The 11742-nt window shown below is 60.9% G+C and carries 14 protein-coding genes; all 14 read right to left on the bottom strand.

What is annotated here, in order from left to right:
• Position 1: 1 nt before the first annotated feature.
• Positions 2-580, bottom strand: a complete 579-nt coding sequence (locus DD597_RS21830; RefSeq protein ID WP_022651978.1) for a DUF3261 domain-containing protein — start codon at positions 578-580, stop codon at positions 2-4.
• Positions 577-2898, bottom strand: coding sequence for an MMPL family transporter (locus DD597_RS21825; RefSeq protein WP_129256579.1), 2322 nt, complete (start codon positions 2896-2898; stop codon positions 577-579). Before DD597_RS21825 ends, DD597_RS21830 begins: the two co-directional genes overlap by 4 nt.
• On the bottom strand, positions 2867-3472 hold the full coding sequence (locus DD597_RS21820) for an outer membrane lipoprotein carrier protein LolA (protein WP_022651976.1): 606 nt from the start codon (positions 3470-3472) through the stop codon (positions 2867-2869). Before DD597_RS21820 ends, DD597_RS21825 begins: the two co-directional genes overlap by 32 nt.
• Entirely contained in the window at positions 3469-3891 is a 423-nt protein-coding gene (locus tag DD597_RS21815; protein ID WP_003861252.1) for a thioesterase family protein, read from the bottom strand. Before DD597_RS21815 ends, DD597_RS21820 begins: the two co-directional genes overlap by 4 nt.
• A gap of 3 nt (positions 3892-3894) precedes the next feature.
• Entirely contained in the window at positions 3895-5586 is a 1692-nt protein-coding gene (locus DD597_RS21810) for a glycosyltransferase (RefSeq protein ID WP_129256578.1), read from the bottom strand.
• Positions 5577-5927 carry a hydroxymyristoyl-ACP dehydratase gene (locus tag DD597_RS21805; protein WP_003861256.1) on the bottom strand — a complete coding sequence of 117 codons (351 nt, stop codon included), beginning with the start codon at positions 5925-5927 and terminating at the stop codon, positions 5577-5579. The genes DD597_RS21810 and DD597_RS21805 overlap by 10 nt, the downstream gene beginning before the upstream one ends.
• The gene (locus tag DD597_RS21800) at positions 5914-7260 is read right to left on the bottom strand and encodes an AMP-binding protein (protein ID WP_003861258.1); all 1347 of its coding nucleotides are present in this window, start codon (positions 7258-7260) and stop codon (positions 5914-5916) included. Before DD597_RS21800 ends, DD597_RS21805 begins: the two co-directional genes overlap by 14 nt.
• Positions 7253-7852 (bottom strand): hypothetical protein, encoded by a 600-nt coding sequence (locus DD597_RS21795; protein ID WP_003861260.1) that lies wholly within the window; start codon positions 7850-7852, stop codon positions 7253-7255. The genes DD597_RS21800 and DD597_RS21795 overlap by 8 nt, the downstream gene beginning before the upstream one ends.
• Positions 7824-8075 (bottom strand): acyl carrier protein, encoded by a 252-nt coding sequence (locus DD597_RS21790; RefSeq protein WP_003861262.1) that lies wholly within the window; start codon positions 8073-8075, stop codon positions 7824-7826. The genes DD597_RS21795 and DD597_RS21790 overlap by 29 nt, the downstream gene beginning before the upstream one ends.
• A gap of 11 nt (positions 8076-8086) precedes the next feature.
• Positions 8087-8344, bottom strand: coding sequence for a phosphopantetheine-binding protein (locus DD597_RS21785; protein ID WP_003861263.1), 258 nt, complete (start codon positions 8342-8344; stop codon positions 8087-8089).
• Positions 8325-9140 (bottom strand): 1-acyl-sn-glycerol-3-phosphate acyltransferase, encoded by an 816-nt coding sequence (locus tag DD597_RS21780; protein ID WP_023314978.1) that lies wholly within the window; start codon positions 9138-9140, stop codon positions 8325-8327. The genes DD597_RS21785 and DD597_RS21780 overlap by 20 nt, the downstream gene beginning before the upstream one ends.
• Positions 9137-9859 carry a beta-ketoacyl synthase chain length factor gene (locus DD597_RS21775; protein ID WP_129256577.1) on the bottom strand — a complete coding sequence of 241 codons (723 nt, stop codon included), beginning with the start codon at positions 9857-9859 and terminating at the stop codon, positions 9137-9139. The genes DD597_RS21780 and DD597_RS21775 overlap by 4 nt, the downstream gene beginning before the upstream one ends.
• 125 nt (positions 9860-9984) lie before the next feature.
• Positions 9985-11034 carry an AI-2E family transporter gene (locus DD597_RS21770; protein WP_003861270.1) on the bottom strand — a complete coding sequence of 350 codons (1050 nt, stop codon included), beginning with the start codon at positions 11032-11034 and terminating at the stop codon, positions 9985-9987.
• A 135-nt stretch (positions 11035-11169) separates the two neighbouring features.
• Positions 11170-11727, bottom strand: a complete 558-nt coding sequence (locus DD597_RS21765) for a DcrB family lipoprotein (RefSeq protein WP_003861272.1) — start codon at positions 11725-11727, stop codon at positions 11170-11172.
• Positions 11728-11742: the final 15 nt, after the last annotated feature.

The raw sequence follows: 11742 nt of genomic DNA, 5'->3' as shown, positions 1-11742 counted from the left end.
CTCAGTCACCCAGATATTGAATGGTGATGTGGTAGTGAAAAGCGTGCTGCACAATGCTAATCGGTTCGCGCCTGCCGTTACGGTTCAGGTAGGCAATTTCCGTGACCAGCTTGCCATCGGGGTTGCGCAGTTCGCGTCTGGTGTCAGTATCGTTCAGCGTCCAGCCTTTCGGCAACTGCGGCTGCCAGGCGCTGAGCGGCCAGTGGCTCAGCATCACGTCGGCCAGCACCTGGCTGGCGGGCGGCAGCTGCGGCATCACAACCGACTGCTCGGTGTGGATCCCGGTGTCGTCGTAGGTGGCGAGGAACAGGCGGATCCCGACGGAGGAGAGGCCGGCAAGCGTCACTTTATTTCCGTCGGCGTTCAGCATCACCAGCAGCGACTGGGTCTGGCCTTTAAAACTGCCGGTAAGCAACTGCTGCGCGCGGATGGCAGGCGTGATGCCCGGCGGGGGCAGCGTGACGCGGGTGCCGGGCTGGAGCCAGGCCTGAGGGCGCGCGTCATCGCGGTTCGTCGTATGGCTACACCCCGCCAGCAACAGGGCCATCATCACTGCCGCCAGGCGAATGAAACGGGTCATGGTAAGTTCTCTTTGTTAGACGGCATCGCCAGCGGGGCGAGCAGGAACGCGGTGAAGATACCGCTCACCAGCACAATGCCAAAGCTGCTGATGGCCTGAGTGGTGCTGAATACCAGCATCCCCAGCGTCAGCAGGGTGGTCATCATGGCGAGGGTAATCGCCAACATGGAGGTCAGCGGCGTGCCGCGCGGGTTGCTGAAAAACAGCGTGTAGTTGATGCCAATGCCGAGGACCAGCACCAGCGCCAGCATGGAAAACAGGTTCACCGGATGGCCCGTTATGGCCAGCGCCGCCAGCCCGCCGCCCAGCGACAGCACGGACGGTACCAGCGCCACCAGCCCTTTTCGCCAGCCGAGACGTAGCATCGCGCCGCCGGCAATCACCGCCAGCGCCACGCCCAGCAGCCCCGACAGCAGCGAGCGGTAGAGCGCAAACAGGCTGTCGAAGCTGGCCTTACGGTCAACCCAGACGACCCCGGGATGGCGGGTGGCCAGCTCACCGAGCGCGGCGCTGTTTCTGACGCCATCGACCGGGACCAGCACACCGCTTTTGCCGTCCGGCAACGTCAGCCACAGCAAACGCCAGCCCTCGCTGGCCGGGCTGGCGAGCCACGCTTCCACGCTGACAGGCATGGCGTTCAGGTTCGGAGGGACGGCATTCAGCCCCGTGCTTTGCAGCATTTTCGTCACCGTCGGCGCGGCGTTACGCAGAAGTTGCAGATCGCTGTTCTGCCGCGCCAGCGAGTTCAGCGGCAGGGTACGCCAGCGGGTTAATTCACCGGCTTTTTGCGCCTGCGCCAGCGCCGGGGTAAATGCCTCCAGCCGCTCCAGCGTTTGCTGAGCCGACGCGCCGTACACCACGAACCACTTCTGATCGACATTTTGCCCGGTCAGGGCGGTGATGGTTTTTTCCTGCGCCAGAATGTCCTGCGGCAGCGCCTGAAGCCGGGCGATATCGTCATCCACCCGCAGGCTGGCGATCCCGATGGCGGAGAGCAGCGCCAGCGCTACCGGCAGCCCGACGGAGAGGGCTTTACCGTCGCGCCAGGCGTCCAGCCAGCGCTGCATTATCCGTCTCAGGGGGATCGGGCGAACCGGCATGCCCCGGCACAGCCACGGATGCCAGAACATTACCGTCAGACACGAGGCGCTCAGTCCTGCGGCGGCGAACACCGCCATCTGACGAATGCCGGGGAAGGGGGCCAGCATCATGATGAGATACGCCACGACGGTGGTCAGCAGCGCCAGCAGCAGCGCGTTACGCACTTTTGCCAGGCTTTGCCAGGGCGAGTGTTCCGCGCCGTGCACCATCCGCTCCGTGAGGTAGTAAATCGTATAGTCTGCCGAGATGCCGATAATGCTCATGCTCATCACCAGCGTCATCAGGTGCAGCTCACCGAACAGCAGGAGCGTCACGACCGTCCCCGCCAGCGCGCCGATGGCAATGGAGAGCAGACTCAGCAGCAGCGGACGCACGGAGCGAAACACCGACACAATCAGCAGGATCACCCCGAGCACCGTGGCGACGCCAAGCGTGGAAATATCGTTTTTAGCCTGCTGGCTGGCGTAATCGCTGTAGAACACCGTCCCGCGCGAGAGCAGCTGCGCCTGTGGATACTGGCTTTTCAGCGTCTGCTGCAACGCGTTGAGGGTGGTCACCAGCTGGTGGGTTTGCTGCATGTCAAACGACGAGCCCGCCAGCTCGCCGTGCAGCAGATACCAGTAGTTCCCGGCCGCATCTTTTGTCACCAGCCAGCCGTCCATCAGCTGCATCTTCTGGCTGTTCTTCGCCAGCGCGAGCTGCGCGCCGCGCATCAGCATCAGCGGATCGTTTTGCAGCTCCTTGCCGCTCACGCCGGAAAAGGCGGAGTAGAGCTGGGACAGGATCCACTGAGCCTGCGCTTCACCGCCGTTTTGCAGGCGGGCGCGGGTGGCCGGATCGACCAGACCATTGCGGTGCTGCCAGAAGAAATCTCCCCAGGCCTGTTGCCCGGCGGCATCCAGCGGACCTTTTACGACACTCAGCGCCTGGCTGCGTTGCAGCAGGGTTAACCACTGCTGCGCCACGCGCGGGTCCGGCTGTTTGCCGGGGCTAACCAGCCAGATGAGCTGGCGGTCGAGGCGCTGCATAAATCCGTCGTTGAGAGCGGGAGGGATCGCGCCGAGCGTCTGTTTCGGCAGCATGGCGAGCACGCTGCTGTTCAGCCGCGAGCCAGGCAGCAGCGACAGCAGCACGCCCAGCAGGATCAGGCATACCGCGGCCCACAGCAGCGCCGGGCGCAGGGCGTTACGGTGCGGCAAAGCGCTGGCGTTCTGCATCAGTCAGGCGCGCGGGCGTCAGTTGGTGGCGGGAGAGGGCGATATCCGTCGTGTCGCCCTGCTTATCGTTCAGGCGAATGGATTCCAGATAGATCGCGCCCTTCAAATCAAGGGTGGAGAAAATCTTGTCCAGCGGCGTGGTGACGGGCGTCAGCACCAGCGACCAGCGGCCTTCGCCCAGGTCTTTGAAATCGACGCGGAAGTTCTCTTCCAGTACCTTGCGGTCGGCCTGGAACAGCGCCCGCAGCAGATGGTTGAACTGAAACATCTGCGGGTTAGTGTCGGCGGTAATGGTCTGCGGCGACTGACCGTTGACGATCTGCACCATCCGTTTGTCATCCAGCAGCAGCGTCATCGGGAACGGCGCTTTTTGATCCCACAGCAGGCCATTGTCACGGGCGATTAGCATCTCCCCCTGCGAGCGCAGGGGCTGAGGCATATCCTTGATCGTGCGGGTCTGTTCGAAGTGTGCGCGCACTACCGGTTGCTCCGCAAACCGCTGTTGCAGTTCATCCAGCGTGACCGCGTTCACCAGCGGGCTTACCAGCAGCGCGAGTAGCGTTATCCATTTCATGGCGCGATCCCCATGCGTTCGAACAGAATGGCCGGGCTGACAAAGCACATCTCCCGGCTTGCTTCTTCCACCGCCACCTGAATGGTGTAGCCGGTGGTGGTGCGTTTCCCGGTTTGCGCGTCGAAGATTTGATAGGCGATGCGCAGACGGTTTTCAACCTCTTCAATGTGGGCGCGGATGCGAATGCGCTGCTCGAAGGTCACCGCGTCGCGGTATTTCACCCGGGTATCCACCACCGGCCAGACGTAGCCGGACGCTTTCATCTGGCGATAGCCGTAATCAAACTGGTTGAGCAGCGCTTCGCGGGCAATCTCAAAGTAGCGGAAGTAGTTGCCGTGCCACACCACGCCCATCATATCGACGTCGTGGAACGGAACGGTGATTTCAACTTCAGCCGTAAAGCGGGGATCGGTCAGCACCCTTTACTCCTTCTCGTTGATCTCTGGCAGCTGCCAGAAATCGAAAAAATTAAACCAGTCGAGCGGCGACAAGAGCGCGTAATGCTCCAGCCGCTCCGCATAGCGGTCGACGGTCTGCTGTAGCGCCTGCTGGCGTTCGCCGCGCGGCAGCAGCAGCGGGTCGGCAAACGGCTCGCAGTGCAGGGTCAGCTTTCCCTGCTGACAGAGGGCAAAAATCAGCACCACCGGGCAGCGCAAAATGGACGCCAGGATAAACGGCCCCTGCGGGAACGGCGCGGGCTGGCCCATAAATTCGCTCCATATCACCCGCCAGCTGCCGCCGCGCTGCGGGGTGACGGCAATGCGATCGCCCACGATCGCCACCCATTCGCCGCGATCCAGCTTCTCTTTGATGAGGATGGCGGTCTCCGGGCCAATGTCGGTGACCGGCATCAGGTGAATGCCCGCCTGCGGCGCCATCTCCTCCATCACCTGCTTAAAACGTCTGGCGTTGTCGCTAAAGACCAGCGCGTTGATGGTTTTCGCCCCTTCGCGCTGGGCCAGCGCCCGGCAGGCTTCCACATCGCCAAGATGCGACGCGAGCAGCAGTTTGCCCTGAGGATCGTCGAGCCCCAGCGCCTCCTGCGCGCCTGGCGCAAAGACCAGATCGCGATGGAGTTTCATTTCGCCGCGCCAGCTGGCCACTTTGTTCAGCATGGCATGACCGAAGCGCAGGAAGTGGGAAAAACTGTTAAGCCGCGCGGGTTGCGGCATTTGCCGCTGTGCCATCACCGTTTTAACCCGCGCCAGCCACTGCTGCGACGCCTGACGCGCAGCGCGGGCGGTTAGCCAGTAGACGGCCGTAACCGGCCACAGCAGGGCGGTAAACGCCTTACGCCCCAGCAGTTGCCAGACGCGCAGCATCAGGCGCATGCCCCATAATCCTTTCACCTCCTGCTGCTGCGCCCAGTGCTGCGAGCGGCGACGCATCAGCAGGGAAGGAATGCGCGGCAGCATGCCGAGAAACAGACGGGTATGCATCAACGAGATGCGCACGTTGTCTTTCAGGGCATCGAAATGGGATACCCCGTCCGGCGGATAGGTCACGCGGGTGGGCAGAAAATAGCTGGTGTTGCCCTGCCAGTAGAGGCGCACCATCACTTCGGTATCAAAATCCATTCGCCTGCCGAGCGGCGTGATTGCTGCAAGGCGCAAAACCGGGGCTATCGGGTAAACGCGAAACCCGCACATGCTGTCTTTCAGTTGCAGGGAGAGGGTTTCAATCCAGACCCAGACGTGCGTTATCCAGCGGCCGTACAGGCGCGAACGGGGGATCGAGTCATCGTAAACGGGCTGCCCGGAAATGAGCGCATCGGGATGGCGTTCGGCCAGCGCCAGCAGTTTGGGGATGTCTTCGATAGCGTGCTGGCCGTCAGCGTCCACCTGAACGGCGTGGGTGAAGCCGCGATCGGCGCAGTCTTTCAGCCCCTGCATCACCGCCGCGCCTTTGCCGCTGTTTTCGGCCAGCCGCAGTAGCGTGACCTGCGGACGATCCGCCGCCAGCGCTTCAAGCGTGCGGCGCGTGGTTTCATCGCTGCCGTCGTCCACCACCAGACAGGGCAGATCGAAAGGCGCCAGGCGCGCCAGCACCGAAGCCATCATCGCCCCGTGGTTATAGCACGGGATCAGCACGCAGGGACGGAAGGTTACTGACATAAGCGAATCTTCCCGCTGCTGGCGGTGTGGCGCTCGTTACCCGCATGGCGCTGGTAGCTAAAGGTCAGCATCTCGCGTTCGGGCTGCCAGGCAAGGAGCAGCGTGACCGTATTCTCCGGCAACAGCGGGGCGGCGAACTTCACGTTCTGAATACTGTGAAAACGGTAGCCCGGCGCCAGCGCGGCAGCGTAATGCATTACCCAGTCGAGCTGGGCCACGCCCGGCAGCAGCGGCTGTACGGCGAAATGTCCCTTAAACCAGAGCAGGTCAGGATCAAGATAAAAGGTTATCTCCAGATGCTGTGGATCGGGCTGGAGGCGCCCGATTTCAGGGATCTTCATGAAACAACTCCTGTAGCTGCGCAGTCACGCGCTTGTTCATGCTGTTGACCGGGATTTCATCAACGATCCGCCAGTAGCGCGGCACGGCAACCGGTTCAAGCCAGGGGCGAAGGGCGCATCGCCAGGCGAGCTCCTGCGCTTTTTTGCCCTGTTCGTGTTGCTGACGCACCGCTTCATTCAGCACCAGCAAGACGCCAATGCCCTGACGCCCGCCGCGCGTCACCGTCAGCGCGGCGGCCTCGCGGATGCCGTCCAGCGCCAACAGGCGGCGCTCAATGTCATCGAGTGAAATGCGTTTATCTTCAATTTTGACCACCCGACCGCGGCGCCCGACGAGGCTGAACTGCCCGTCAGCCGTGAAGTGCAGGATATCATCCAGCACGACCCCCTCCACCTCGGGGATCAGCGGCGACATCACGCGATCGCCGTGAAACGTCACGCCGGGGAAAGGTTGCCAGCGGGTGCTTTCCTCCTGACGATAGCGCCAGGCCATTACGCCTGTTTCCGTGCTGCCGTATATTTCATCCGGCCAGACGTTGAGCCAGGCCTGAACCGCGGCGACCTCCTGCCAGGGCAGCGCGCCGCCAGCGGAGAAGAGCAGGTTGACGGGGGGCGGCGTCAGTGACGCGTCCAGCCGCTTGAGAAACGCCGGACTGCTGATGAAAAGATAGCGTTTATCGTCGGGAAGGGCTGAGAGCTGCTCGGCATAGTTGAGCAGGCTGGCGTGCAGCGGCAGGCCGAGCGCCATGGGTAAGACGACACGAAACGTCAGGCCATACAGGTGGTGCAGCACCACGGAAGCCACGACGTGACAGCCCGCCAGACGCTCGCCAAAATGCGCCGCCAGAAGACGAGCCTCACGATCCAGGCTGACCACCGGCTTACTCACCCGCTGCGGCGTGCCGGTCGAGCCGGAGGTGTAAAGCTCGATCGTGCGCATCTCACCGATGGCAGGCAGCGGTGAAAAGGGATGGCCTGCCCGCTGAGCGGAAGCCACCCGCAGCTGTTGCCCCTGAAAATCGAGCGTGGTGTCGCTCAGGACGCCGCTGAACAGCGCCCGCTGTTCGTTAAGCTGCGCCGCCCGGCTGTGCCCGGGGAGGACCGGCGTTTTACCCGCATGCAGCGTCGCCAGCAGCGCGACAATAAACAGATAGCCGTTTTCGATGCACAGCGCCCAGCGCTCGCCATCTTCACGACGCAGCGTGTCGACCAGCTGAGTGACGTCGTGGCGCAGATCGCCAAGCGTCCAGAGATGGTCGTCCTGCCAGGCGACAGGGGTGTCGTCAGGGCGGGGCGCACTGAGCCACTGGCTAAGCGGAAGAGGGTTAAGCATCGTTTTTCTTCACCCGTTGTCGCACCAGCCACTCGCCAGCCATCAGCGTGCCCATCAGGAGATAGGCAATCATCCCGTTCCACAGCGTCCACAGACGGATATCGGCGTGTAATACGGTAAACAGCGCGATCGCCCCGTTGATAATAAAAAAGCCGCACCAGACCTGGGTAACCCGGCGCGTGTAACGTACCCCGACGGGGGAGAGGTCCGGTTCACGCAGGCGCGCCAGCCGCTCGACGACGGGCATTGCCGTCCACAGCGAACCGCCAAACACCACCAGCATCACCAGATTCACCACCACCGGATATAACAGCACCCACTGGTGCGCGTGCAGGACGTAGCTCGCCGCGCAAAGCGCTATGCCGGCCAGCGCCACGCTTACGAACAGATAACGCAGGGGGCCGCCTTGCCGACGGGCCTGGCAGACGCGCATCAGCAGCACCAGCGCCATCACGGGCAGTATCCCGTGCAGGCTATTATTCGCCAGCCCGAAGCCGATCAAAAACGGCCATGCCAGCAGCATCAGCCCCGTCAGGGCGGGAAGAACTGGAATCGAACGCACGTTACGCGTCGCGCTGAAGCTGTTCCACAACGTCCACGACGTCCTGCACCGTGCGCACCGCTTTGAAGGTTTCAGGCTTGATTTTATGGCCCGTTTTCTTTTGCAGGTGCACCACCATATCGACGGCATCAATGCTGTCGAGGTCCAGATCCTCGTAAAGACGTGCCTCAGGGGTAATATCCTCCGGGGCGATTTCAAACAGCGTAATAAGAAGCGCAGAGACTTCCTGATAAATCGTTTGTTGTTCTGTCATAGCGGTCATTCTCAGGCGCGTTGTTGATGGATAAAAGCCGCGAGCGTGGCAACGGAATAAAAGTGCTGACGCATCTCATCACTTTCGGCAGAAAGCACTACGCCGTACTGATTTTTTACCGCCAGCCCCAGCTCAAGGGCGTCGATTGAGTCCAGACCGAGGCCGTCGCCAAAGAGCGCGGCGTCTGTATCAATATCCTCTGGGGTAAGTTCTTCCAGATTCAGCGTAGAGATAATGAGATTCTTAATTTCAAGATAGAGCGCTTGCATCTTTCGTTCCTGACAAAGATTGAAGACCGGTTGTTAACTGATGCTGCATATGCCGGTTTAACTGCCTTGCTGCCAGCGCGGGTTCGTGCTGACTCGCATCATAAAAATCATGAATGTTGATGCGTTCGCGAACATCCACGGTGAAAACAGGTTTGTTGGGGGGCACGTTATACCAGCTGCTCTGTTTATCCAGCATCCGTTCGCTACAGTGGATCACCACCACGCGCACGGCGCTGTTGCAGCGAACGGCGATATTCGCCGCCCCACGTTGCAGGGTCATGACTTCCCCCACCCGGGTGCGGGTGCCTTCAGGGAAGATAAGCAGGGTGTCGCCCTGGGACAGACGCTGCTGGCTTGCGGCAAGCAGCGTGTCGGCTTCGCTGTTAATCAGATAGTCAGCCGCGCGGATCACGCCGCTGACGAACGGGTTACGCAGCAACGCGCTTTTCACCAGACAGTCGGTTTCGTTCATCACCGACGCCAGCAGAACGTAGTCCAGCAGCGAGGGATGATTCGCAATCACCAGACAGCCCCGCTCGGCGCGTAGAACGTCCAGGTTGTTGAAACGGTAATCCAGTACCCCTACACCGCGTACCACCGCGAGGAACAGGCGAAAACTGGCAGAAATAGTACGGCGTGCCAGGCGGCGACGTTGGGTGCGGTCGCGCTGGAAAATCAGCAGCAGGTTAAACCACACCAGCGACAGCGTCAGTCCGCCGAGGCCGAACAGGGCGAAGCACAATCCGGTCATCAGCATCCGCCATAACCGATCGAGGCGGGAACGTAACCCTCTCATTGGCGCGTCCATTGCCACAGCAGGCGCTCGCCCGGCAGGGTGAACTGGCGCTCGTCCCGCAGGTAATGGCGCAGGAACTGGAGGCTTTGCGGCAGCGCGGGCTCTTCAGGCGTGCGGTTGACGTGCGTTTCACAGCTGAGCGTATTTCCGGCTTCAATCACCAGCGCCAGCGCGTAGGGCCAGACGGGCATCTGCGGTGGCAACCCGGCGTGATAAAAATCAGGCAGCAGACCGTCGAAATCCACCAGCAATACGCGGGAGTAGCCCGCATGCAGCAGGCTCAGCACGTCGCACAAGCTCTGCTGGAAGGTATCCATACCGGCGGAAACCGACGAAGAGACAACAGGCTGACGCGCGGCGATAGTGAGATTGCCGACCGCCGAGTTGTGTACCGACATGGCAAAATCGGTGGGGGAAACGGGCTGTTCTGCCGCCAGGGCCTGGAGAATACGGAAATTGCGCTCCAGCTCCCCATGACGGCTGCTGTAGACGACGGCATCGATGCGGTGTATGCGCAGCATCATCAGGCCAAGATCGACGGCCAGCCTGCTGCCTGAATTCAGGCGGCGGGCGGTCATCATCGGCAGATCGGTCAGTTTCGCCAGCGGTGCAGCGGGATCGATGGCGTCAGACCGGCGTGACCATGCCTGCCATTCGTCGGCATCGCTGAGTCCTGGCGCTCTTGCCTGCCAGTCGATAAGGGTAAGTGTAAATTTCATCTACGCGCGTCCGCGATAAACCTGTTTCTGTGACTTTTTCTTCGCCAGCGCGATTTACTGCGCACATCGTACAATGTTGTCGTCGCGCTGGCGAATAAACGTCACTTTTGACCCTTTCCACCCGGTTATCCCGGCAAACGGCTTTTTGGCCGACCCGGACCCAGAAGAATGGCGAGTTTACTGCCTCCTTTCGTGGTTTCCATCCAGATTTTACAGACGCTGGTGAGCGGCACGGAGAGCAGCATGCCCACCGGACCCAGCAGCCATCCCCAGATCAGTAACGATAAAAACACCACCATCGTCGACATGCCCAGACGGTGGCCCATCATGCGTGGCTCAAGAATGTTACCCAGCACCATATGCACGACGAGGAACAGCGCCCCTACCAGCATGCACTCATAAAAACCGTTAAACAGGAACGCCTGGATCATCGGCGGAACGGCGGAAAGCACCGCGCCGATATTGGGTACGTAGTTCAGTAAAAACGCCAGCACGCCCCACATCAGCGCGAACTGCACGTCCAGCAGTACCAGCCCCAGCCAGACGATCACGCCGGTCCACAGGCTTAACAATGTTTTCAGCGCCAGATACTTGGACACGCCCTTCAGCGCGCGGTGCAAGCCGGCAATGTGGATCTGCGGATTGTTCAGGGCAAAACGCAGCTTATACGGCACGTGGCGCACTTCGAACAGCATAAACACCACCGTCATCACCAGCAGCAGAATGCTGGCCATTGCCCCGGAAAGCCCGGTCATCAACGTGGTGGCGTAGGTCATCACCTTCTCGGAATCCATCCGGCGCAGCATCCGTTCCGGTGAGATATGCAGATTCACGAATGGCAACATGCGCTGAAGATCGACCAGCTTGCGCGTCAGCTCTTTATTGTACTGCGGCAGCATGGTGGAAAATTCGCTCAGCGAGGCGGCGAGCACGCCGAACAGCGCCGTCAGGACAACCAGCATCACCATCACCACAATGGTAATCGCGACTGGGCGGCTGATGCCCCGGCGTAAAAACCATGTCACCAGCGGGTTGAGCACAATGGCGAAAAACAGCGCCAGCAGAAGCTGAACAATGATATCCGCCGCCGCGTGGATACCCGCAAGGATAACCACCAGGCAGGCAAGTTTTAATAAAATATGAAGTCCGGCTTTGTCGGGCGGGCTGGCAGTCATAAGAATTCCTTTTTCCGGGGGGCGTGTTAATTGTAGTGCGCCGGATGGGCTTCGTCTGGAGCGTTAGTCTGAAAGTCGTGGCAAAAAAATGGCCCCCGGCGCAAGCGACGGAGGCCACGGCATCCCGGTGAACGATTACTGGATCACGAGGGTGTTAATGATGTTTTCAGCGGCGGTCTGCGCTTTCTGCTGATTATCTGCCGGCAGGGTGATCTGCATGGTCAGCAGTTTATTGTCCACCTTGCCGAGCACCACGGAGGAGTACGCGGTCTGGCCTTTGGCAGAGATGATGCTGTCCAGCTGTTGCAGCGTGTGGCCTTTCAGTTCAACAGACTTGTTGGTGACCACCTGAAGCTGCGGGTCGCGGCTGCGCTGCTGATCTTCCAGGCGTTTGGCCAGCACGCCCAGATCTTCGCTGGTATCGTCACCGACGATCACAATCACCGCTTTTTGGCCGGTGGCATCGGAATAGACGTGCATATTGTTCGCCTGGGTACCCAGCTTACCGCTCTGGTCGGTCATGTCCGCGGGCAGAGAGAAACTGAGTTTGCCATCCATCAGGCTCACCGGCTGACCGGTGGCGTTGCTTTCTGCTGACGCGCCCTGAGCAGGCGTTTTGGTGTCGCTGTTATCACAGGCTGCAAGGCCAACAACCAGCAGGCCAATCCCGACATATTTAACCAGATTGCGCATTGACTTCTTCCTTTC

The sequence above is a fragment of the Enterobacter cloacae complex sp. 677-3DZ2D5B genome (genome assembly GCF_004136695.1).
Classification (GTDB): Bacteria; Pseudomonadota; Gammaproteobacteria; order Enterobacterales; family Enterobacteriaceae; genus Enterobacter; species Enterobacter hormaechei_C.
This window is presented reverse-complemented; position numbering and strand designations above follow the sequence as displayed.